21 protein-coding genes are annotated in these 24276 nt (G+C 42.5%); 20 read left to right on the top strand and 1 reads right to left on the bottom strand.

Annotated elements, in window-relative coordinates; translation table 11 throughout:
• Window positions 1–56: 56 nt before the first annotated feature.
• The 17 genes from pyrR (at window position 57) to NSQ84_RS10650 (ending at window position 18330) form a co-directional block, all read left to right on the top strand.
• Window positions 57–602 carry a bifunctional pyr operon transcriptional regulator/uracil phosphoribosyltransferase PyrR gene (gene pyrR / locus NSQ84_RS10730; protein ID WP_063388474.1) on the top strand — a complete coding sequence of 182 codons (546 nt, stop codon included), beginning with the start codon at window positions 57–59 and terminating at the stop codon, window positions 600–602.
• Window positions 603–745: 143 nt separating this feature from the next.
• Window positions 746–2041, top strand: coding sequence for a solute carrier family 23 protein (locus NSQ84_RS10725; RefSeq protein WP_063388473.1), 1296 nt, complete (start codon window positions 746–748; stop codon window positions 2039–2041).
• A gap of 154 nt (window positions 2042–2195) precedes the next feature.
• Window positions 2196–3110, top strand: coding sequence for an aspartate carbamoyltransferase catalytic subunit (locus NSQ84_RS10720; RefSeq protein ID WP_066246591.1), 915 nt, complete (start codon window positions 2196–2198; stop codon window positions 3108–3110).
• On the top strand, window positions 3094–4371 hold the full coding sequence (locus NSQ84_RS10715) for a dihydroorotase (RefSeq protein ID WP_063388472.1): 1278 nt from the start codon (window positions 3094–3096) through the stop codon (window positions 4369–4371). Before NSQ84_RS10720 ends, NSQ84_RS10715 begins: the two co-directional genes overlap by 17 nt.
• Before the next feature lies 1 nt (window position 4372).
• Complete coding sequence (locus NSQ84_RS10710) at window positions 4373–5464, top strand: carbamoyl phosphate synthase small subunit (RefSeq protein ID WP_063388471.1); 1092 nt, start codon at window positions 4373–4375, stop codon at window positions 5462–5464.
• Window positions 5457–8645, top strand: a complete 3189-nt coding sequence (carB, locus tag NSQ84_RS10705) for a carbamoyl-phosphate synthase large subunit (protein ID WP_066246575.1) — start codon at window positions 5457–5459, stop codon at window positions 8643–8645. The genes NSQ84_RS10710 and carB overlap by 8 nt, the downstream gene beginning before the upstream one ends.
• A gap of 13 nt (window positions 8646–8658) precedes the next feature.
• Complete coding sequence (locus NSQ84_RS10700) at window positions 8659–9435, top strand: dihydroorotate dehydrogenase electron transfer subunit (RefSeq protein WP_063388469.1); 777 nt, start codon at window positions 8659–8661, stop codon at window positions 9433–9435.
• Complete coding sequence (locus NSQ84_RS10695) at window positions 9429–10364, top strand: dihydroorotate dehydrogenase (RefSeq protein WP_063388468.1); 936 nt, start codon at window positions 9429–9431, stop codon at window positions 10362–10364. Before NSQ84_RS10700 ends, NSQ84_RS10695 begins: the two co-directional genes overlap by 7 nt.
• Window positions 10333–11049, top strand: a complete 717-nt coding sequence (pyrF, locus tag NSQ84_RS10690; RefSeq protein ID WP_066246573.1) for an orotidine-5'-phosphate decarboxylase — start codon at window positions 10333–10335, stop codon at window positions 11047–11049. Before NSQ84_RS10695 ends, pyrF begins: the two co-directional genes overlap by 32 nt.
• Entirely contained in the window at window positions 11046–11681 is a 636-nt protein-coding gene (gene pyrE / locus NSQ84_RS10685; RefSeq protein WP_066246572.1) for an orotate phosphoribosyltransferase, read from the top strand. Before pyrF ends, pyrE begins: the two co-directional genes overlap by 4 nt.
• 274 nt (window positions 11682–11955) lie before the next feature.
• The gene (locus tag NSQ84_RS10680) at window positions 11956–12675 is read left to right on the top strand and encodes a phosphoadenylyl-sulfate reductase (RefSeq protein WP_063388465.1); all 720 of its coding nucleotides are present in this window, start codon (window positions 11956–11958) and stop codon (window positions 12673–12675) included.
• Between the two features lie 476 nt (window positions 12676–13151).
• Window positions 13152–14294: a sulfate adenylyltransferase gene (gene sat, locus NSQ84_RS10675; RefSeq protein ID WP_066246571.1), complete on the top strand. Its 1143-nt coding sequence runs from the start codon at window positions 13152–13154 to the stop codon at window positions 14292–14294.
• 12 nt (window positions 14295–14306) lie between these two features.
• Window positions 14307–14903 carry an adenylyl-sulfate kinase gene (gene cysC, locus NSQ84_RS10670; RefSeq protein ID WP_066246569.1) on the top strand — a complete coding sequence of 199 codons (597 nt, stop codon included), beginning with the start codon at window positions 14307–14309 and terminating at the stop codon, window positions 14901–14903.
• 23 nt (window positions 14904–14926) lie between these two features.
• On the top strand, window positions 14927–16552 hold the full coding sequence (locus NSQ84_RS10665) for a ferredoxin--nitrite reductase (RefSeq protein ID WP_063388462.1): 1626 nt from the start codon (window positions 14927–14929) through the stop codon (window positions 16550–16552).
• Between the two features lie 13 nt (window positions 16553–16565).
• Entirely contained in the window at window positions 16566–16787 is a 222-nt protein-coding gene (locus tag NSQ84_RS10660) for a DUF3906 family protein (RefSeq protein WP_063388461.1), read from the top strand.
• Between the two features lie 14 nt (window positions 16788–16801).
• Window positions 16802–17581 (top strand): uroporphyrinogen-III C-methyltransferase, encoded by a 780-nt coding sequence (gene cobA, locus NSQ84_RS10655; RefSeq protein WP_066246567.1) that lies wholly within the window; start codon window positions 16802–16804, stop codon window positions 17579–17581.
• Complete coding sequence (locus NSQ84_RS10650; RefSeq protein ID WP_066246565.1) at window positions 17578–18330, top strand: sirohydrochlorin chelatase; 753 nt, start codon at window positions 17578–17580, stop codon at window positions 18328–18330. Before cobA ends, NSQ84_RS10650 begins: the two co-directional genes overlap by 4 nt.
• Window positions 18331–18504: 174 nt before the next feature.
• On the opposite strand, the gene NSQ84_RS10645 is transcribed toward NSQ84_RS10650, so the two are convergent.
• Window positions 18505–20211, bottom strand: a complete 1707-nt coding sequence (locus NSQ84_RS10645) for an NFACT RNA binding domain-containing protein (RefSeq protein WP_066246563.1) — start codon at window positions 20209–20211, stop codon at window positions 18505–18507.
• Window positions 20212–20339: 128 nt separating this feature from the next.
• Between NSQ84_RS10645 and NSQ84_RS10640 the strand changes: the two genes are divergently transcribed.
• The 3 genes from NSQ84_RS10640 to NSQ84_RS10630 all read left to right on the top strand — a co-directional run bounded on the left by NSQ84_RS10640 (window position 20340) and on the right by NSQ84_RS10630 (window position 24268).
• Window positions 20340–23012 (top strand): calcium-translocating P-type ATPase, SERCA-type, encoded by a 2673-nt coding sequence (locus NSQ84_RS10640; protein WP_066246589.1) that lies wholly within the window; start codon window positions 20340–20342, stop codon window positions 23010–23012.
• Between the two features lie 94 nt (window positions 23013–23106).
• Window positions 23107–23982: a YicC/YloC family endoribonuclease gene (locus tag NSQ84_RS10635; RefSeq protein ID WP_063388457.1), complete on the top strand. Its 876-nt coding sequence runs from the start codon at window positions 23107–23109 to the stop codon at window positions 23980–23982.
• Window positions 23983–24004: 22 nt separating this feature from the next.
• Window positions 24005–24268 carry a DUF370 domain-containing protein gene (locus NSQ84_RS10630; RefSeq protein ID WP_063388456.1) on the top strand — a complete coding sequence of 88 codons (264 nt, stop codon included), beginning with the start codon at window positions 24005–24007 and terminating at the stop codon, window positions 24266–24268.
• Window positions 24269–24276: the final 8 nt, after the last annotated feature.

The raw sequence follows: 24276 nt of genomic DNA, 5'->3' as shown, positions 1-24276 counted from the left end.
AAACCTCTCATCCTCAGGATGAGAGGTTTTTTTAACCGAAATTTGAGGTGATGAGCATGCCGGAAAAAGCGGTTGTTTTAGATGAGCAGGCGATCAGAAGGGCGCTAACTAGAATAGCCCACGAAATTATCGAACACAATAAAGGTATAGACAATTGTGTTTTGGTCGGAATCAAGACAAGGGGAATTTATCTAGCCAAACGTCTTGCAAAAAGAATAGAGGACATTGAAGGAAAAGAGATACCTGTCGGCAACCTTGACATTACTTTTTACCGGGATGATTTAACACAAAAAACAGAAAGCGGTGAACCGCTCGTTAAAGGTTCAGATATCCCGATCGATATTAACAATCGAAAAGTCATTTTAGTAGACGATGTCCTTTACACGGGAAGAACGGTACGGGCAGCGATGGATGCCATTGTTGACTACGGCAGGCCAGCGCAAATCCAGCTAGCTGTACTTGTTGACCGCGGCCATCGCGAACTGCCGATCCGAGCGGATTATGTCGGGAAAAACATACCTACTTCAAAATCAGAAAAAATTGTTGTACAGCTTTTGGAAGTAGATGAAAAAGAAAAAGTATCCATTTATGAAAATGAATAGATGTCCCTTTTAATAGCAGTCCCGTGAGGCTGCAAAGGGGTCCGAAAGGTGTATACGCTATTTGTATGCACTTTGGCAAAACCTCTTTGTGCCTCATCGGCCAAAGAGGTTTTTTTGTGCAAATTCCATAAGGAGGAAAAAACATGAAAAGAAATATTATACTAGATGTTCATGATAAACCTGATTTTATCACATGGCTCGCCTTAAGCTTCCAACATTTATTTGCCATGTTTGGAGCAACGATTCTCGTACCGTTTTTAGTCAAAATTGATCCTTCTGTTGCTTTGATTTCCAGCGGTCTCGGCACACTCGCATTTATTTTGATAACAAAAGGAAAAGTGCCGGCATATGTCGGCTCCTCCTTTGCCTTCATCACACCGTTAATTGCGGCTAAAGCTGCCGGCGGTGTAGGAGCGGCGATGATCGGCAGCTTTTTGGCAGGCCTAGTTTACGGGGTTGTCGCGCTTATCATCAAACAGACAGGATATAAATGGATTATGAAATTACTTCCAACTGTTGTCGTCGGTCCAGTAATTATGGTAATCGGACTTGGCCTTGCATCAACAGCTGTGAGTATGGCCATGAACGATCCTAAAGGACATTACAGCTTGCTTCACTTTTCAGCAGGCCTTGTTACGCTTCTGATCACCATTATAACAATGGCATTTTTTAAAGGATTTTTTAACCTAATCCCTGTATTAATCGGAATTTTCGGCGGATATGTATACTCGCTTATAATCGGTATTGTCGACTTTCAAAAAGTGGCGGAAGCCAAATGGTTTCAGCTCCCGAACTTTATCATTCCATTTGTTGATTATACACCTCACATTACATCTGAAATCATTCTGCTGATGGTTCCAGTCGCAGTGGTGACATTATCCGAGCATATCGGTCACCAAATGCTGCTAAGCCAAGTAATCGGAAAAGATTTAATCAAAGACCCTGGACTTGCCCGTTCCATTCTCGGCGACGGAGCGGCAACCATGATTGCATCTTTTATCGGTGGACCGCCGAACACGACATATGGCGAAAATATCGGCGTATTGGCGATTACAAGGATTTACAGCGTTTATGTCATTGCCGGTGCAGCTCTATTTGCAATCTTGTTTGGCTTTATTGGAAAAATTTCCGCCTTGATCAGTTCGATTCCAACTCCAGTAATGGGTGGCGTTTCAATACTGCTCTTCGGGATCATCGCATCTTCAGGATTAAGAATGATGATTGAGCATAAAGTTGATCTGAACGAAAAAAGAAACTTAATCATCACTTCCGTCATTTTAGTAATAGGAATTGGCGAAGCGATGATTAAGTTCGGGGAAAGCTTTGAGTTACACGGAATGGCATTAGCTGCAATCATTGGCGTCATTTTAAACTTTGTGCTCCCAGGTAAAAAAGAAGAACATATTTTTGACACAAATGAAGAAGATTCAGTAGCGTAGCAATCACCTTTTAAAAAAGTCCAGAGAGGCTTTCAAGGGTGTGTGGGACAAATCATGCTTCGTCATTTGCTTACACCCTGTCATGCCTTGGCAGGGTGTTTTTTTAAAATTCAAACGTCAATCGCTTTTATTTAAAGGAAAGGGGAAGAAAGCGATGAAACATTTAGTGACAATGAGCACGCTGTCAACTGAAGAGATTATTGCCATTTTGGATGAAGCGGAACGCTTTAAAATGGGAAAACGATGGAAAGTCGGAGAACAAACATTTATCGCCAACTTGTTTTTTGAGCCGAGTACGAGGACGAGGTTTAGTTTTGAAGCTGCTGAAAAAAAACTTGGACTTGACATTTTAAATGTGGATGGAGCTTCTTCAAGCATTCAAAAAGGAGAATCGTTGTACGATACTGTAAAAACTTTAGAATCAATCGGTGTCGAGGCGGTCGTCATCCGACATCCCGAGGACCGGTATTTTGACGAGCTTATCGGCCGTGTCCAAGTATCCATATTAAATGCTGGCGATGGGTGCGGACACCATCCAACGCAATGTTTGCTCGATTTGATGACAATTCGTGAAGAGTTTGGGAGTTTTAACGGATTGACGGTTTCCATCATCGGTGACATTCGCCACAGCCGTGTAGCAAGATCTGATGCAGAAGTGCTGACAAGGCTCGGGGCAACCGTATTGTTCTCTGGACCTGAAAAATTTCGGGACGACACCAATCCATACGGTACATACGTATCGATCAATGAAGCAATCGAAATGTCAGATGTTGTGATGCTCTTAAGAATCCAGCATGAACGCCACAGCGAAAAATGGACAGCTGATCAATATTTGGAGCAGTACGGATTGACAAAGGAACGGGAAAAAATGATGAAGGACCATGCGATTATTATGCACCCTGCACCGGTCAACAGAGGAGTTGAAATCGACGGAGATTTAGTAGAGTGCAGCCGATCGCGAATTTTTAAACAGATGGAAAACGGTGTATTTGTCCGCATGGCAGTTATAAAACAGGCGATTGAAAGTAAAGCACAAGGGGGAGAGAAGAAACATGTCCATTCTATTTAAAAATGCGCAATTGTTAACAGAGGAAGGCGAATTGACAAAACGGGATGTTCTTGTGGAAAACGGAATAGTCAAACAAATATCGGAAGAGATAGCTGATGGAGCGGGAGACGTGATCGATTGCAACGGAAAGCTTCTTTCCCATGGATTCATCGATCTTCACGTTCATCTGCGTGAACCGGGTGGAGAAGCGAAAGAGACGATTGCCACCGGCACGCTGGCTGCAGCGAAGGGCGGCTTTACAACCGTTGCCTCCATGCCTAATACGAAGCCGCCTATTGATACGAAAGAAAAAATGATCAATTTACAAAAGCGAATTAAAGAAACAGCAAAGGTTCGCGTTCTTCCTTATGCAGCGATCACACTTGGGCAAAGCGGAAGCGAATTAACGGATTTTGATGCATTAAAAGAGGAAGGTGCTTTTGCCTTTACGGACGATGGCGTAGGTGTCCAGTCGGCCGGCATGATGTTTCAGGCAATGAAAAAAGCGGCGGAGAAAGGATATTCAATTGTCGCGCATTGTGAAGACAATACCCTTATCAACGGCGGATCCTTCCATGATGGAGTTTTTGCAAAAAATCACGGTATATCCGGCATTCCATCTGTATGTGAATCCGTTCAAATTGCAAGAGATGTTCTGCTGGCAGAAGCTAGCGGCTGCCATTACCACGTGTGCCATATTAGTTCAAAAGAATCCGTCAGAGCCGTCAGAGACGCCAAAAAAGCAGGCATCCGCGTGACATGCGAAGTGACCCCGCATCATCTTCTTTTATGTGATGAAGATATTCCGGAGCTTAATCCGAACTTTAAAATGAATCCGCCGCTTAGAGGCAGAGAAGACAAGAAAGCATTAATCGAAGGGCTGTTGGATGGAACAATCGATTTTATTGCTACGGATCATGCGCCTCATACGATGGAGGAGAAATCTTTAGAGGTCGATAAGGCGCCGTTTGGGATCGTCGGGTTGGAAACTGCCTTTCCTCTTTTGTACACATATTTTGTCGAACGGGGCATTTTTACATTGAAACAACTTGTTGATTGGCTGACGGTAAAGCCTGCTAGAGCTTTTAACTTGGATATGGGGGAATTAAAAGAAGGCATTTCTGCAGATTTGACGCTCATTGATTTACAGGAAGAAAAAAGAATAGATGCCTCAACATTTGCATCAAAAGGAAAAAATACGCCGTTTAACGGCTGGCTTGCAAAAGGCTGGCCTGTTTTAACAATGGTGGACGGCAAAATCGTTTGGAAAAGGGGAGAGTAATATGAAACGGCAATTAGTGCTTGAAAACGGCGATGTTTTCATCGGCGATGGCTTTGGAAGCGATCGTGACATCATCGGAGAGGTTGTGTTCACAACCGGAATGACAGGCTATCAAGAAACACTTTCAGATCCTTCATATTGCGGACAAATCGTAACGTTTACTTATCCATTGATCGGCAATTACGGCATCAACCGCGACGATTTTGAGACGATCCGCCCGTTCGTGAACGGGATGATTGTGAAGGAAGCCTGTGAAGCACCCTCCAACTGGAGAAGTTTATATTCAATCAATGATTTTCTCATAGAAAACGATATTCCTGGCATCAGTGGAATCGATACAAGAAGGCTGACTAGAATTATCCGCAACTACGGAACGTTAAAAGGTGCAATCTGTTCAGCTGAGGCGGATCCAAAGCAAGTGGCTGAGAAATTAAGAGAAACGGAGCTGCCGCGCAATCAGGTGGAAATTGTATCGACGAAAAGACCATATCAAAGTCCAGGAAGAGGAAAAAGAGTGGTTGTTGTAGATTTTGGCATGAAGCATGGAATCTTAAGAGAATTAAACAGCCGAAATTGCGACTCGATCGTCGTTCCATATGATACATCTGCGGAGGAAATATTGCGATTGAAGCCTGACGGCGTTTTGCTTACAAACGGACCTGGAGATCCGCAAAACGTTCCAGAAGCAATTGAAATGCTGCGCGATCTTATCGGGAAAACCCCTATCTTTGGAATATGTTTAGGGCATCAGCTGCTCGCTTTAGCATGCGGTGCGAAAACAGAAAAATTAAAATTCGGCCACCGCGGCTCAAACCATCCAGTGAAGGATTTAAAAACTGGGAAAGTGTATATGACTTCCCAAAATCACGGCTATGCTGTAAGCATCGAATCCATTAGGAATACAGAGCTTGAAGTAACACATGTTGCACTGAACGACGGAACAGTTGAAGGATTGAGACATCGCGTGCATCCTGCTTTCGCTGTTCAATACCATCCGGAAGCATCGCCGGGACCTGAGGATGCCAATCCATTGTTTAATCAATTTATCGAGCTGATGGAAAAGACTGCTCAAAGGGGGAATCTCAATGCCTAAGCGGAAAGATATTCAGAAAATTTTAGTTATCGGATCAGGACCGATTATTATCGGACAAGCGGCGGAGTTTGACTATTCGGGAACACAGGCGTGCTTAGCATTGAAAGAGGAAGGATATGAGGTTGTTCTTGTCAACTCGAACCCAGCGACAATTATGACGGATACGGAAATTGCCGACAAAGTGTATATGGAGCCGCTCACTCCGAGCTTTGTTGCCAAAATCATCCGCAAGGAAAGGCCGGATGCGATCCTGCCGACTCTCGGCGGACAGACTGGACTAAACTTGGCGGTCGAGCTTCATAAAATGGGTGTTTTAGAAGAGTGCGGCGTTGAAATTTTAGGAACTAAGCTTTCAGCCATTCAAAAAGCTGAAGACCGTGAACTGTTCCGCGAGCTTATGAAGGAGCTGAATGAACCGGTGCCGGAAAGCGCCATAATTCATGAGCTTGAAGAAGCGTTTCATTTTGTGGAGCAAGTCGGCTATCCGGTGATCGTCCGGCCTGCATATACACTTGGCGGGACCGGAGGCGGCATTTGTCACGATGAGGAAGAACTGATTGAAATTGTCACAAACGGTTTAAAGCTCAGCCCTGTTCATCAATGTCTGCTCGAAAAAAGCATTGCCGGCTACAAAGAAATCGAATATGAAGTGATGCGGGACTCAAAAGACAATAAAATCGTTGTCTGCAACATGGAAAATATTGACCCCGTCGGCATTCATACAGGCGATTCGATCGTTGTGGCGCCCAGCCAAACGATTTCAGACAGAGAATACCAGTTGCTCAGAAACGTGTCATTAAAAATTATCGGAGCTCTTGGCATCGAAGGCGGCTGCAATGTTCAGCTTGCTCTTGATCCGGATAGTTTTCAATATTACGTTATCGAAGTGAACCCGCGGGTTAGCCGCTCATCTGCCCTTGCATCAAAAGCGACAGGATATCCGATTGCGAAACTCGCAGCGAAAATTGCCGTCGGTTTGACGTTAGATGAAATCATCAATCCAGTGACAGGGAAAACATTTGCTTGCTTTGAACCGGCGCTTGATTATGTTGTCACGAAAATACCGCGATGGCCGTTTGATAAATTTGAATCAGCCAACCGTGTGCTTGGCACTCAAATGAAAGCAACCGGTGAAGTCATGGCGATCGGCCGCACGTTTGAAGAATCGTTGTTAAAAGCTGTTCGTTCTCTCGAAGCAAGCGTCTACCATTTAACATTGAAAGAAAACGATGTCTCAGATGAAATGATTGAAAAGCGAATCAAGAAAGCAGGGGATGAACGAATCTTTTACATCGGCGAAGCGCTGAGAAGGGGTTTTTCCGTTGAGCAAATTCATCAATGGAGCAAAATCGACCGCTTTTTCTTGAATAAGATAAACAACATTATCGAATATGAACGAGAACTGAAAAAATCTCCATTTGATGTAAACGTGTTGAGAAAAGCAAAGCAACTCGGATTTTCTGATCACTTTATCGCTTCGTTATGGAATACAGATGAATCGGAAGTTTATGAGTTTCGGAAAAAACAAGGAATTGTTCCAGTTTACAAAATGGTTGATACGTGCGCAAGCGAGTTTGAATCCGAGACGCCTTACTTTTACGGCACATATGAAGAAGAAAATGAATCGATTGTGACTGAACGAAAAAGTGTTGTCGTGTTAGGTTCAGGGCCGATTCGAATCGGGCAGGGTATTGAGTTCGATTATGCAACAGTTCACTCTGTTTGGGCGATTCGCGAAGCAGGATATGAAGCAATCATTATCAATAACAATCCAGAAACGGTGTCAACGGATTTCAGCATTTCCGACAAGCTGTATTTTGAACCGCTGACGATCGAAGATGTCATGCATATTATCGACTTGGAGAAACCGATTGGCGTTGTCGTCCAATTCGGCGGGCAAACGGCAATCAATTTGGCAGGCAAGCTGGCAAAACGAGGTGTCAAAATATTAGGAACAAGCCTGGAAAATTTAGATCGGGCGGAAGACCGCGACAAGTTCGAACAAGTGCTTGAAGCTTTGGAAATACCACAGCCTGTAGGGAAAACGGCTCTATCCGTCGCTGAAGCGGTGGAAATTGCGGAAGAAATCGGCTATCCGGTGCTTGTCCGTCCTTCCTATGTGCTTGGCGGCCGGGCGATGGAAATTGTCTACCATAAAGAAGAATTGCTCCATTATATGGAACATGCAGTAAAAATTAATCCGGAACATCCCGTTTTAATTGATCAATATTTAACCGGAATAGAAGTGGAAGTTGATGCGATTTCAGACGGTAAACATGTGCTCATTCCGGGCATTATGGAGCATATTGAGCGGGCAGGCGTGCACTCAGGGGACTCGATAGCGGTTTACCCGCCGCAAACGTTATCTGATCAGTTGAAAACAGAACTTGTTGATTATACGATTCGTTTGGCAAAAGGGCTGAATATTGTCGGACTGCTAAACATTCAATTTGTAATTGCTGACGGGCGGGTATACGTATTGGAAGTGAACCCAAGATCAAGCAGAACAGTTCCGTTTCTAAGTAAAATTACCGGAATTCCGATGGCTAAGCTTGCGACAAAGGTGATACTCGGTGCTAGCTTGCCGGAACTCGGTGTGAAAACAGGGCTTGCAAAAGAGCCGAAAGGTGTATTTGTGAAGGTGCCGGTATTTTCATTTGCGAAGTTGCGCCGTGTAGACATTACGCTTGGACCAGAAATGAAATCAACTGGGGAAGTAATCGGAAAGGATGCCACCTTTGAAAAGGCTCTTTATAAAGGCTTTGTTGCAGCCGGTACGAATATTTACGAGCACGGATCAGTGCTGCTTACGATTGCTGATAAGGACAAAAACGAGGCTTTAGAAATTGCGGGCAGATTTCGCAATATCGGCTATCAACTGCTGGCGACGGAAGGAACCGCAAAGTTTCTAGAAGAGAACGGCATAAAAGCAAAGGTTGTCAGCAAAATCGGATCACGCGGCGACAACATTTTGGATGTGATACGCAATGGAAAAGCGCAATTTGTCATCAACACGCTGACGAAAGGAAAGCAGCCTGAGCGCGACGGCTTCAGAATCAGAAGGGAATCGGTTGAAAACGGTGTGCCGTGCCTCACTTCTTTAGACACTGCAAGGGCAATTTTACGCGTGCTTGAATCGATGGCTTTTACGGTTGAAAATCTCTCCGAACATAATAGGTAAAGAAGGTGATCCAATGATCAAAGCTTGGATGGAAATCATCAGCAACAGGCCAATTGCGAAAAACATTTATAAAATGGAATTAAAAGGAGAGCTCGTTCAACGCATTACTCGTCCGGGACAATTTGTTCAAATAAAAGTGGATGACAGTTTTGATCTGTTATTAAGAAGACCGATCAGCATTGCCGAATACAATGCCGAAAAAAACACGATGACATTAATTTATCGGGCAGAAGGCGCCGGAACGAAAAGATTGTCCAGAAAAAAAGCAAGTGAGCTTGTCGATGTTTTCGGACCGCTCGGAAACGGTTTTCCGGTTGAAGAAACGAAGGAAAAAGCATTGCTTGTCGGTGGCGGCATTGGCGTTCCCCCTCTTTATGAATTGTCGAAGCAGCTTGTTCAAAATGGAGTGGAAGTTGTCCATGTATTAGGATTTTCAACAAAGGCGGCGGTGTTTTACGAACAAGAGTTTAAGGAGCTGGGCGAAACGTTTGTGGCGACAGTTGACGGCACATTCGGCGCAAAAGGAACCGTTATGGATATCATCAATGAACAACGCTTCACATTTGAAACGCTCTATACATGCGGACCAACTCCGATGTTAAAAGCGATAGAAGAAGCATTTCCGCATAAAAAAGTGTTTTTGTCCCTGGAAGAAAGAATGGGCTGCGGAATCGGCGCTTGCTTTGCCTGTGTCCGCCGTACGAAAACCGATGCAAATGATTCGGGCTATAAGAAAATCTGTACCGACGGGCCTGTTTTTCGAATCGGGGAGGTGATGTTGGAATGTTAACTGTTAAGCTTCCTGGTCTTGAGTTAAAAAATCCGATCATGCCCGCATCAGGATGCTTCGGCTTTGGCCGCGAATTTGCTAAGCTGTACGATTTATCCAAGCTTGGCGCGATCATGATCAAAGCAACAACGCTTGAGCCTAGATTCGGAAATCCAACACCAAGGGTGGCGGAAACGCCGTCGGGAATGCTCAATGCCATCGGGTTGCAAAATCCCGGATTAAAAAAAGTGATGGAGGAAGAGCTTCCTTGGCTTTCTCAATTTGATGTTCCGATCATTGCGAACATTGCCGGCTCGACTGTTGAAGAATATGTGGAAGTGGCAAAAGAAATCAGTAAAGCGCCTAACGTAAAAGCACTTGAACTAAACATTTCTTGTCCGAATGTTAAACAAGGGGGGATCATGTTCGGAACAGTTCCTGAAGTAGCCGGACATTTAACAGAAGCTGTGAAAAACGTTTCTTCAGTACCGGTTTATGTCAAGCTTTCTCCAAATGTAACTGACATTGTCGCCATGGCAAAAGCGGTGGAAAAAGCGGGAGCAGACGGAATTACGATGATCAACACGCTCCTCGGCATGCGGATCGATGTGAAAACAGGCCGGTCGATTATTGCTAATGGAACAGGCGGGCTTTCTGGACCTGCTGTCAAGCCGATTGCCGTTCGTATGATCTATCAGGTTTCCCAAAGTGTAGAAATCCCGGTCATCGGCATGGGAGGAATTATGAATGTCGATGATTGCATAGAATTTTTGCAGGCAGGAGCAAAGGCAGTCGCAATTGGTACAGCGAATTTTGTCAATCCTTACGTCTGTGTTGAACTTATTGATGCGTTGCCGAATCGGCTGAAAGAATTAGGCTTTGATCATGTGAATGAATGTGTCGGAAGGAGCTGGAAAGATGAAAAATCGTCCTCTAATTCTTGCCCTTGATTTTGATACGAGAGAAAAAGCATTGCAGTTTGTGCAAATATTTGAGGAGCCTTTATTTGTTAAAGTGGGGATGGAACTTTTTTATCAAGAAGGCCCTTCTATCATCGAAGAATTACAGCGAAGCGGTCATCAAATATTTCTTGATTTGAAGCTGCATGATATACCAAATACCGTGAAACAAACGATGAAAGGACTTGCCAAGCTCGGAGTCGATTTGATCACTATTCACGCTGCGGGAGGTAGAGACATGATGGAAGCAGCGATAGAAGGGCTGGAGGCGGGAGCTCAGTGCGGAAATAAGCGTCCACATGTTGTCGCTGTCACCCAGCTGACAAGCACTTCCAGCGAGATGCTAAAAAATGAACTTCTCATTGAAAAGCCGCTGCTTGAGACGGTTTTACATTATGCGGAAAATGCAAAAAAAAGCGGGATGAGCGGTGTTGTTTGTTCTGTCCATGAAGTAAGCGAAATAAGAAAAACGTGCGGTCCATCTTTTCTGACTGTTACGCCTGGAATTCGTTTAGCAAAAGATAGAGCACAGGATCAAGTCCGCATTGCGACGCCAAAATTTGCAAAGGAACAAGGCGCATCAGCCATTGTTGTCGGCAGGACAATTACAAAAGCAGAGGATCCTATTGCAGCCTACAATGAGGTAAAAAAAGAATGGGAGGGTAAGGTGGAATGAAAAAGGAAATCGCCAAACATTTGCTAGAAATTGAAGCAGTTACTCTCAGACCAAATGAACCGTTTACGTGGGCAAGCGGAATAAAATCGCCCATTTATTGCGACAATCGTTTGACTCTATCGTATCCGAAGCTCCGCAAAATCATTTATAAAGGACTAGCTCAACTAATCAGTGAGCATTTTTCCGATGCTGAATTAATTGCTGGAACTGCAACAGCCGGTATTCCCCATGCGGCATTAGTTGCTGAAGAGCTGGGATTGCCTATGTGTTATGTGCGCAGCACACCGAAAAAGCATGGGAAGGGAAACCAAATAGAAGGAAAAGTGAGGGAAGGACAAAAAGCTGTTGTAATCGAAGACTTGATTTCAACAGGGGCAAGCTCCTTAAAAGCTGTTGAAGCACTAAGAAATGCTGGCTGTCAAGTACTAGGTGTCGCCGCAATTTTTACCTACGGTCTTCCTCAAGGAAAGCAAAACTTTGCCAATGCTGGCATTCCGGCGATCGCATTAAGTGATTATGACACTTTAATCCAAGTGGCTTTGGATGTGCAAATGATTTCAAAAGAGGATCTCGACCGCTTGTCATTATGGCGAAAAAATCCTGAAAACGACAGTTGGCTCGAAAAAGTTTAACCTTTCATATAATATTTAATTCCAATCAAAAAACTCGGGTTGACTTTTAGGAAAATTATGATAAAATTTGATAGCATATAGCACGTTCTTGAAAGGAACACTGTGAATCTTCTAACCTAATTTTTTAAGTACAAAATGTCATTTGTACAAATGAAAGAAAAGAAGGATTATATAAAAAGCTGTCTCAATAAACCGCTGACTAGACGACTAGAGGCGGTTTTCAATCCTTTTATTGAACGCGCTCTATTCCTTTTCTAATAAGGGGGAAAGGCGAATGCTTACGTACGAAACCTGGGCGGAACCTGATCTCGTGTTTGATGAGACATCGGACACAAAAGGTGCCCTAGAGGTGTTGGAATGGGCATATTCAACATATAAAGATGATATTGTGTATTCGTGCAGCTTTGGAATTGAAGGGATTGTACTCATTGATTTAATATCGAAGGTCAATCCGACCGCACGGATTGTCTTTTTGGACACAGGGCTGCATTTTAAAGAAACCTATGATTGCATAGAAAAAGTAAAAAATCGATATCCAGATTTAAATATAGAATTAAAAAAACCAGAGATCACATTAGAAGAGCAAAAAGAGCAATATGGAGATAAGCTTTGGGAGAAAGATCCGAATCTTTGCTGTCACATCCGGAAAGTGGTTCCATTAAGGGAGACGCTTGAACCAGTAAAAGCATGGATTTCAGGATTAAGAAGAGAACAATCGCCGACAAGAAAACATGTAAACTATATTAATAAAGATGAGAAATTCCAAAAGGTGAAAATTTGCCCTCTCATCCACTGGACCTGGAAGGAAGTTTGGCGATATGTTTATAAACATGATTTGCCTTATATCGTCTTACATGATCAAGGTTATCCTTCCATTGGCTGCCAGCCTTGTACTCAGCCAGCCATTAACATGGATGATCTGCGTTCTGGAAGATGGGTCGGCCATCAAAAGCTTGAATGCGGATTACATGAGAGTACAAGTGTGACAAAATAATGGAAGCCTATAACCATTAGAGGAAGCGGTGCGGCGGCAGCGGGTGCTGCCTGTCGTACAGGAGCGGTAAAAACATATCGCTTTTTCCTCCATTCGGACTGCTGGAATTTGGTCGGTGGAGGTGAAGGTTGCTAAACCGTCTGCTTCGGCTTCATCGATAATTGATTCAATCATTTTATATTTGGTGTTTGTTCAATCAAAATATGAATATCACTTACAAGTAAAGTGACAGTTTGATCTACAGCAGGCCTTTTTCCGCAGATAATGCTTTATAAAAACTCGTCATAAAAAATAAAGTTTTGAAGACTCGTTTCATGAAATGATTCCAATTGTTCAAGCTTTTTTTCTCGTTTTTGATGATGGCGTATCGCAACGATTTAGATTTATTTAGCGGCTAAGGCTAAAAATTTTTTCAATAAAAGCCTAGTAAATAAATATGAATATAGGAATATATGGCGTAGCAAGGAGGAGATCAAATGGGGATTGCACCGCACGGAGGAACATTAATCAATCGCTATAATCCAGAATACAATTATTCTCATATTCAAGAAGCAATTGAATTGGATAATATCGGGCTCTCTGACTTAGAGTTAATCGGTATTGGAGCATTTAGTCCATTAACGGGTTTTTTAACTAAAAAAGATTATGATAGTGTTGTCGAAAACATGCGTCTTGCCAATGGTATAGTTTGGAGCATTCCAATTACACTTCCTGTTGAAGAAGAACAAGCTGATCGCTTCGACATTGGAGATGAAGTTAAGCTGACATTTAACGGAGAAGTATACGGTGTGATCAAAGTGGAAGATAAATATAAGCCGGATAAACAAAAAGAAGCGGAATATGTTTATCGGACAAAAGATGAAGAGCACCCAGGAGTTGCTAAATTGTATGAGCGTCCACCTGTCTATCTTGGCGGGGATGTCGTGTTAGTAAAGAAAACGGAAAAGCCGTTTCCAAACGAAACATTTGAACCAGCGGAATCTCGAGCTGCTTTTGAACGTTTCGGCTGGAATACAGTCGTAGGGTTTCAAACGAGAAATCCTGTTCACCGGGCGCATGAATACATTCAAAAAACAGCTCTTGAAACCGTAGACGGATTATTTCTGCAGCCGCTTGTCGGCGAAACAAAAAAGGATGATATTCCTGCGGATATTCGCATGGAAAGCTATCGAGTTCTGTTGGAAAATTACTATCCAAAAGATCGTGTTCTGTTAGGAATTTTTCCAGCCGCCATGCGCTATGCCGGACCAAGGGAAGCGATATTCCATGCTATCGTTCGAAAAAATTATGGGTGTACGCATTTCATCGTTGGAAGAGACCATGCAGGGGTTGGAAATTATTATGGAACATATGATGCGCAGAAAATCTTTTTCAACTTTACAAAAGAGGAATTAGACATTACGCTGCTGTTTTTTGAACACAGCTTTTATTGTAAAAAATGCGACGGCATGGCTTCCCATAAAACATGCCCGCATTCTGATGACGACCGTGTCATTTTATCAGGCACAAAAGTAAGGGAAAAACTTCGAAACGGTGAGCCGCTGCCAAACACTTTCAGCCGTCCGGAAGTTGTGGAAGTGCTTGTAAAAGGTCTGCGCCAAGAAGCATTGCAAAAATGAGGTGGAATTAACGTGACAAGCAAAAATATTGTATGGCATCATCATTCCGTCACAAAAGAAGAGCGGAGGAAAAAGTCGGGGCATCACAGCTTTGTTCTATGGTTTACCGGATTGTCCGGTTCCGGCAAATCAACGTTAGCCAATGCATTAAACCAAAAGCTGTTCAATGAAAATATTTCGTCTTACGTACTAGATGGAGACAACGTTCGCCATGGGTTGAACAAAGATTTAGGATTTTCGGAATTGGACCGAAAAGAAAACATTCGGCGCATTGGAGAAGTTGCAAAATTATTTGTAGACAGCGGTCAAGTTGTTTTGACAGCCTTTATTTCTCCATATAAAGAAGATCGGGAGTTAGTAAGAAATTTGCTCGAGCATGATGAGTTCATTGAAATATATGTTAAATGCTCATTATCAGAATGTGAAAAACGAGATCCGAAAGGGCTGTACAAAAAAGCGAGAAACGGTGAAATAAAACATTTTACAGGTATCGACGATCCATATGAAGAGCCTGAAAATCCTGAAATCATTGTTCATTCTGAGGAATGGTCAGTAGAAGAAAGTGTTGAACATATTTTTCAATATTTAAAAAATCGAAAGTTCCTATAATTTTAAACATTGGGGGAGTTGCAATGGCACATGAAAAAGTATGGGCTAACAATGAAAATTTAAATAAGTTTGAATTAAAAAAGCTTGAAAAAGACGGATTGGATATTTTGGAAGAAATCGACACCTTTGCGAAAAACGGCTTTGCTTCCATTCCGGAAGAAGATTGGGATTTGCTCAAATGGGCGGGGCTGTATCTTCAACGGCCTAAAAAAGACGGTTATTTTATGATGCGGATCAAAGTACCGACGGGAATATTAAACTATGAACAAGTCGTTGCACTCGCAGGGATTTGCAGAGATTTTGGCCGGGATCTATTTGATATTACAACTCGTCAAGCCATTCAATTCCATTGGCTGGAAATCGAGAACATTCCGGAAATATTTAGACGCTTGGATGAAGTCGGTCTAACAACGGTAGGCGCCTGTGGCGACATCGCCCGCAACGTGATTGGAAATCCTCTTGCGGGCATTGACCCGGAGGAGCTTTTGGACACAGAGCCGATTGTGCGAGAAATTCATCAATTTTTCCATAAAAATAGAGATTTTTCCAATTTGCCAAGAAAATATAAAATTTCGATTAGTGCAAGCTACTACAATTCCGGACATGCCGAAATCAATGATTTAGCTTTCATACCAGCTACAAAAGAGATTGACGGAAAGCTTGTGAAAGGCTTTCATGTAAAGGTCGGTGGCGGACTATCATCAAAACCGCATTTGGCCCAACCATTGAACATTTTCGTAACCCCGGATAAAGTGAAGGATGTTGCCATTGCGGTCACAACCATCTTCCGTGATTACGGCTATCGTGAGAAAAGACACCGCGCCCGTCTAAAATTTTTAGTTGCCGATTGGGGTGTAGAAAAATTCCAAGAAAAACTGCTTGAACTGACAGGTCCGCTTCCGGAGAGAGGAAACGATGAAACAAAAGGCTGGAATGCAGGATATTTTTACGGCGTTCATCCGCAAAAGCAAAAAGGCTTGAATTACATCGGCTTTAATGTTCCGCTCGGAAGACTTTATTCCGAGGAAGTGCTGGAGATCGCCAGAATTTCCAAAAAATACGGAAATGGACAAATCCGAACTTGCAATACACAAAATATTGTGATTCCGAACGTTCCGGATGATCAAGTTGAAGCTTTGCTGGCAGAAGAAATTTTTCAAAAGGGCAGAATTACCATCAAGCCGAAATCATTCATTGGTTATGCCGTTTCCTGCACTGGAACGGAATTTTGCAACCTTGCGCTTGTTGAAACGAAACAGCGGATGAAAACAATTGTCGAATATTTGGATCAAGAATTAGAATTGGATGTACCTGTTCGGATGCACATCACAGGCTGCCCGAATTCATGCGGTCAGCGGCAAATCGCGGACATCGGTCTGCAAGGCGTTTTGATGAGAACAAAAGATAAAAAAATGGTCGATGCCTACGAAATTCATGTTGGCGGAACGCTTCTTGACGGCGGTCGATTTAATGAAAAATTGAAAGGAAAAATTGAGGCAGAGAAGCTTCATTTAGTGTTGAAAGATTTTCTGCAATATTTCAAAGAAACGAAGCTGGCCGGCGAAACCTTTTTAGAATATTATGATCGCGTCGGCATTGAACCTTTGCAGGCGAAGCTCGATGAGATTTTGGAACCTCTCGGAGCTTAAATGGGGTGTCAGCATGTATTTGTATCGCTTTCTTGTAAAAACGAAGGAGAAGGAAATTCCAGTAATCATCGCGGCCGAAAATGATTTGAAAGCATTCGAGCAAGTAGATGTTGAGCTTGAAAAATTTTATTTAAAGGTTCTTGATATTGAAGATGTTACGTTGTACGAAAAGAAAAAAATACGAAAAAGTGCAGGGTTTGTGATTGATGAAAGCGACGTGACGCTCTGTACGTAGTGGGGGAGATCAGCGTGGGAAAAGTGTATATTGTCGGAGCAGGCCCAGGAGATCCAGAATTAATCACAATAAAAGCGATGAAGGCGATTCAGAAGGCGGATGTGATTTTATATGACAGGCTTGTCAACAAAGAGCTCCTTGCTTATGCAAAAAAAGAAGCGGATCTCATTTATTGCGGCAAATTGCCAAATTACCATACGATGCGCCAAGAGACGATCAATAAGTTTTTAGTGAAGTATGCCCAGGCGGGCAAAATCGTAACGCGGTTAAAAGGAGGCGACCCCTATCTGTTTGGCAGAGGGGGGGAGGAAGCGGAAGTATTGGTGCAAAAACGAATTCCTTTTGAAGTGATCCCCGGGGTTACGGCTGCTTCCGCCGCTTCCGCCTATGCTGGCATCCCGCTTACGCATCGCAACATCAGCGCTTCGTGTGCATTTATTACCGGACATAGAGCAGGGGATTGGACAATTAAAGAGGAAACGATTCGTTTAATGAAAGCAGCGGACACCGTTGCCGTCTATATGGGTGTGAAAAATATTGCGGAAATCCAAGACATGATTATACGAAGCGGGAAGGATCAAAATACGCCTGTTGCCTTTATTGAATGGGCGACTACGGAAGAACAACGCACAGTAACGACAACCGTGAAGGAAATGGCGAAATCGGCAGAAGAAAATTGTATTTCCAATCCATGCATGATTATTATCGGCGAAGTCGTTCGTTTTCATGACCAGTTGAACTGGTTTGAGAAGCAGATGAGCAACATCGATTTTACAACAGGGGTTTCGTTATGAAAAAAGGGGTTCTGTATATCTTTCACGGCAGTCGGTTGCGAGATTCTAGAGAAGAGGCGATTCATTTTTTCAATGAAGTGAAGGCGAGCCTGCCATACGAGATTCAAGAAATCTCTTTCCTTGAGCTTGCAAAGCCTACCATTGAGGAAGGATTTGCATCCTGTTTCGCAAAAGGAGCTGCTCATATTGCGGTAATCCCAGTGCTGTTACTAGCTGCCGGCCATGCCAAACAAGATATACCAGCTATTCTTTCGACATTGCAGACAAATTATCCGGAAGCAATGATCTCCTATGGCATGCCTTTTGGCGTTGATGAATTGATGCTAGAGGCAGTGGAAGACAGAATTAAACGCGTTTTGAATAGACCGAAAAAGTCTAGAATGATTTTGATCGGTCGAGGAAGCCGGGATGTGGAAATGAAGCAAGATTTTTTAACGATTGGCCGCATGCTTGAAGAGCGATTGGAAGTACCGGTGACGTGCTGCTATTTAACCGCAGCTTCTCCTCTTTTTCAAGATGTTGTTCAATCCGTTCCAAAAATGCCGGAAGAAGAAATAATTTTTGTGCCTTATTTATTGTTTACAGGTCTATTGTTAAAAGGAGTTCAAAAGGAAATCGAGCAATTGCAAAGAGTAACAAATAAAAAGATTATGTTAACTGATCATATCGGAAACCATTCAGCTGTTAAAGAGCTGCTTCGCGTCAGAGTTGAAGAGGCTTTGCAGCAAGAGCAGAGGATAAATATTTGAAAAAGGAAACCGTGTTATGAATGGTTTCCTTTTTCTCTGTACTGAAATGAGGCGTACATAATTTTTCATGATTAGAGCTAGTGAAGGCGACATTCCAGATGATCAACGTTGTTAATGGAGTAAGAGTTTCATAAAAGAAGCTTATAAAAGCAGAAGGAGAAGCAGAAAAAACGTCTATTGTTTTTTCAACTTCAGCACGAGCTCTTCATCAGGCGTCACATAGACCGTTTGCTGATTTTCATATATGACAAACCCAGGCTTGGCGCCATTCGGTTTTTTTACATAGCGCACTTTTGTATAATCGACAGGTACGGAGCTTGATTGGCGCGCTTTGCTGAAATAAGCTGCCAGATTCGCTGCCTCTAAAATGGTCTGTTCAGACGGATCTTTTTTCCGGATGACAACATGGGAGCCCGGTATGTCCTTTGTATGAAGCCAAATATCGTCTCTAGCAGCAACCCGGTTCGTCAAGTATTCGTTTTGCTTGTTGTTTTTGCCGACTAATATTTCAGCTCCGTCGCTGGACAGATAAGCTTCTAAAACAGGTTTAGCATTTTTTTTCTTCTGGATGTTCGCTCTTTTTTTCAAATATCCCCCTTCAATCAATTCTTCTCGAATTTCCTCTAAGTCTTTAGGAGAAGCTGTTTCAAGCTGCTGGAGAAGCCGGTCAAAATATTCGATTTCTTGTTCTGCTTTTTCGATTTGCGATTTGACAACTAAAACGGAATTTTTGGCTTTTTGATATTTTTGGAAATAACTTTGGGCGTTTTCAGAAGGAGTTTTCAAAGGATCAAGCGGAATTTTGATCTTTTGTCCATCCTCGTCATAATAGTTGATAACTTCGACTTCTTTATCCCCTTTTTTCACTGCATGCATGTTCGCTGTCAATAGTTCGCCGTAAAGCTGTAGCGTATTTGCTTTTTCAGCCTCTTTGAGCGTGTGTTTTAGCTTTTGGATTTTCGTTTCATTCTTTTTTCGCTCGTTGATGATGAAGCGTTCTAAATCCTGTCCTTGCTGCTTCACTCGATCGCGTTCCGCTTTCGAGTAAAAATATCGGTCTAGCAATTCGCTTATGGTAGAAAATGTTTTCCTTTCTCCTTTTACATGCTCTAAAGGCAAAATATAAAAATATTCTTTATTTAAAGTTTTTGTCATTTGCGGAACAATGCTTCCGCTTTTTATTTGATTTAAAACGGACATAAGCGTTCTGGCAACCGATTCCTTATTGGCGATTCCAGAGCGGTAGACGATTTCTTTTGCCAACAGAGGCGAGATGCCAGCAAATTGGTCGACAATTTGTTTTTCCAATTTTCCTGAAAACAGATCAATTTTTTTCAAAACCGTTTCTTCTGAAGCATGAAAAGGATTCAATTTGCCTTGGTCTGGAGGAAAAACATATGCGTGTCCGGGCAAAACAGAGCGATGGCGATTGACTGCAGCTGATACATGTTTGATGCTGTCAATGATCATCTTCTTTTCTTGATCGACTAAGATGATGTTGCTATGTTTTCCCATGATCTCGACAAATAATTGTTTCCTGGTGATATCCCCTAATTCATTGCGGGATCTCATTTGCAGCATGACGATTCGATCAAGTCCGACCTGGCTGATTTCCTCAATGATGCTTCCTTCCAAATGCTTTCTTAAAACCATACAGAACATCGGCGGTTCTTGCGGATTATCATAGTTGGAGGCTGTAAGATGAATGCGCGCAAAATTGGGATGATTGGATATAAGCAGACGATAATTTTTACCTTTCTGACGAATTTGCAAGATAAGATCGTGCTTAGAAGGCTGATGAATTTTTGTGATTTTTCCGCCTTCAAGCTCTTGTTTCAATTCTCTTTGAACACAATATGTAAAAATGCCGTCAAAAGACATATTTGCTCACCCTTTTTCCATGAAGTCCAAGAAAAAACTTACTAAATTATAACATGTTTTAGGACAAGGCTGAATATGTTGTTCTTAGAGCGTGTATCAAAAGGTGAAAAGGGGTGAAACAGAAATTCATGAAATGGCATGAATTGACAGAAGAAGAAGCAATTCAATCATTGAATGTCGATATAAAAAAAGGATTATCAGAAAAAGAAGCAGAAAACCGCAGAAAAAAATTAGGATACAATGAGCTTGCAGAAGGAAAACGGCAATCAAATCTTTTGTTATTTTTCGGCCAGTTTAAAGATTTCATGGTTCTTGTTTTAATTGCGGCAACCGTCATTTCCGGCCTTTTAGGAGAGTATATTGATGCAGTTGCCATTATTGCGATTGTGATTTTGAACGGAGTTCTTGGATTTATTCAAGAGAAAAAGGCAGAGAAGTCTCTTGCTGCATTAAAAGAACTGTCAAGCCCGCAGACTACTGTATTGCGCAGCGGGAAGTGGATGAAGATCCCTTCGAGAGAAATTGTCGTAGGGGACTGCATTAAATTTAAAAGCGGCGATCGAATCGGAGCTGATGTGCGTCTCATTCAAGTATCAAGCCTTGAAGTCGAGGAGTCGGCACTAACTGGCGAATCCGTCCCTGTTGGAAAACATACACGCCCATTAAAAGGGAATCAAGGATCCGTTGGCGATATGCAAAATATGGCCTTTATGGGCACGCTTGTAACAAGAGGAAGCGGAGTCGGCGTTGTCGTGGCTACAGGCATGAAAACGGCAATGGGGCAAATTGCAGATTTGCTGCAAACCCAGGAGCAGCAATTGACACCGATGCAGAGAAAATTAGAAGAGCTGGGCAAAGTTTTAATTGTTGTAGCTCTTCTCTTGACGGTATTAGTAGCAGGAATCGGAGTCATGCAAGGACATGCTGTTTATGAAATGTTTTTGGCGGGGGTCTCGCTGGCAGTGGCGGCGATTCCTGAAGGCTTGCCGGCGATTGTTACGGTTGCATTGGCATTGGGCGTCCAGCGGATGATCAAGAAAAATTCAATTGTCCGAAAGCTTCCAGCTGTTGAAACACTCGGATGTGCAACCGTCATTTGTTCAGATAAAACAGGAACAATGACTCAAAACCAAATGACTGTGACAGACATTTGGATAAGCAATAAATCATGGAAGGTAACAGGTGCGGGCTATCAGCCTGCTGGGGAGTTTTTTGAAAACGGAAAAAAAATTGATCCGGCTGCTCATAAACCGTTGAAGCAAATGTTAATGTTTGGAATGCTTGCTTCAACATCTGATATTATTGAAACAAATGGAGAATATTCCCTTGATGGCGACCCGACGGAAGGCGCGTTGATCGTGGCTGGCATGAAAGCGGGGCTATCAAAATCAAAATTATTGAAGCAATTTCATATTATGCGAGAATTTCCTTTTGACTCCGACCGAAAAATGATGTCCGTCATTGTTCAAGATAAAGACGGAAAATGCTTTGCAGTTGCAAAAGGAGCTCCAGATGTTATATTAGAACGTTCGACACATGTTCTTTGGCACGATAGAAAAGAACGTTTAACGGAACAGCGAAAAAATGACATTCAAAAGGCGATTTTTCATCAGGCAAACGAAGCATTAAGAACGATAGCAGTTGCATACAAACCGCTTCATACAGGATCTCTACCCCAAGCTGAAGCGGAATCTTCTCTTATTTTCATTGGCATACAAGGAATGATTGACCCGCCAAGACCAGAAGTGAAACAAGCGGTGAAGGAATGCGGTGAAGCAGGCATTAAAACTGTCATGATAACAGGCGATCATGTTATTACCGCACAAGCTATCGCAAAAGAACTAGAAATATTGCCGCCCAACGGTAAAGTAATGGACGGATCATCTTTGTCCAAGCTCACGATTGAAGAATTGGAAGAAGTAGTTGATGATATTTACGTATTTGCCAGAGTTTCTCCGGAGCATAAATTGAAAATTGTGAAAGCATTGCAAAACAAAGGACATATCGTTGCAATGACTGGAGACGGCGTAAATGATGCCCCGGCAATCAAAGCGGCAGACATAGGCATTTCGATGGGAATGAGCGGCACCGATGTGGCAAAAGAAGCTTCCTCTCTTATTCTCGTTGATGATAACTTTGCCACCATTAAAGCAGCGATTCAAGAAGGGCGCAATATTTATGACAATATCAGGAAATTTATTCGCTATTTATTGGCATCAAATGTAGGAGAGATACTAGTTATGTTATTTGCCATGATTTTAGCATTGCCACTGCCGCTTGTTCCGATTCAAATTTTGTGGGTGAATCTTGTAACAGATGGCCTGCCGGCTATGGCGCTTGGCCTTGATCCCGCAGAAGAAGATGTGTTAAAAAGAAAGCCTCGCGATCCGAAAGAAGGGATTTTTTCGAGAGGGCTTGGCTGGAAAATTTTATCTCGTGGGTTTTTAATCGGGCTGTCCACACTACTTGTCTTTTACTTCATTTATGAACGGAATACAGAACAGCTTGCCTACGCGCAAACAGCTGCTTTTGCAACACTTGTTTTGTCGCAATTGATTTTAGTGTTTGATTCAAGAACGGAAAAAACGATTTTTGACCGGAATCCTTTTAACAACATTTATTTGCTGCTGGCAGTCTTTTCATCCATAATCTTAATGCTTGTTGTCATTTATTATGAGCCGCTTCAACCGATTTTCCATACAACGCCTATCATGGCTCGAGATTGGCTGTTTATTTTCGTCATGTCCGCTCTGCCGACATTTTTGCTGGCAGGATCAATTTTAACAAGAAAAAAACGATAAGTTATGTTATAATTTTTTCAGGTGATAGATGCTATTCTATGACCTTTCTTTTTTTCTTTTGTTTTGAAGGCGACGAAAGAACGGATGTGATACAATGGTATTAAGCATGACGGGATTTGGCCGCTCGGTAAAAACGGTGCAGCAGATGCAAATAACAGTTGAGATGAGATCGGTCAATCACCGGTTTTGTGAAATCAGCGTGCGGATGCCTAAAAATTTTTTTTCGCTTGAAGAAAAAATAAAGAAAGCCGTACAATCTTATATAAATCGAGGACGTGTGGAATTGTACATCACGGTCAGCGGAGAGGGTCTTTTTTCCAGAACCCTAAACGTTGACTGGTCCCTTGCCGCTCAATACATAGACGCTTTGAACGAAATGAAACGCCGTTTTCATATAGATGATTCCATTCGTTTCATGCACCTTTTGCATGATGAACATATTTTTGAAATTCAAGAGGTTGCGAATGAAAATGAAGAGCTTGAATGTATGATGTTAGAAGCTGTTCATGAAGCGGCCAATCAACTTCTGGAAATGCGGGCTGCAGAAGGAAGCAAGCTAAAAGAAGACTTGCTGAAGCATTTGGAAGCGTTAGAGCAAATCATAGAACATATTCAATCAAGAGCCAGTATTGTCGCAAGCAACTACAGAGATAAATTGCAAAAGCGTTTATCCGAGTTTATAACAGGGAATATTGATGAGAATAGAATATTGTTGGAAGTGGCAATTTTCGCTGACAAATCGGATATTACGGAAGAATTGACAAGATTAGAAAGCCATTTGAGCCAGTTTCGAAAAACGATCGAAAAAGATGAACCGATAGGGCGGAAGCTTGATTTTATCGTACAAGAGATGAGCCGGGAAGCCAATACGATCGGAGCTAAAGGGAATGATTCGGCCATTTCTGCTTTCGTTGTGGAATTGAAAACTGTTATTGAAAAATTAAAAGAGCAAGTTCAAAATATTGAATAAAGGCTTTTTAGGGGGAAAAATCATGGGAATTAAATTAATTAATATTGGCTTTGGCAACATCGTTTCAGCAAGCCGCATCATTTCCATTGTAAGCCCCGAATCGGCTCCGATAAAGCGGATGATTCAAGATGCAAGAGAACGAGGAATGCTTATTGATGCGACATATGGAAGAAGGACGAGAGCAGTTGTTATAATGGATTCTGACCATATTATATTGTCTGCCGTCCAACCGGAAACAGTTGCTCAAAGGCTTTCCAATAAAGATGAGCTGTCTGATGAAGGGTAGGGTAAATT

The sequence above is a fragment of the Aeribacillus sp. FSL K6-3256 genome (assembly GCF_037965805.1).
GTDB classification, from domain to species: Bacteria; Bacillota; Bacilli; order Bacillales; family Aeribacillaceae; genus Aeribacillus; species Aeribacillus composti.
Note: the sequence above shows the minus strand (reverse complement) of the source record. Positions and strands in the feature narration are given on the sequence as shown.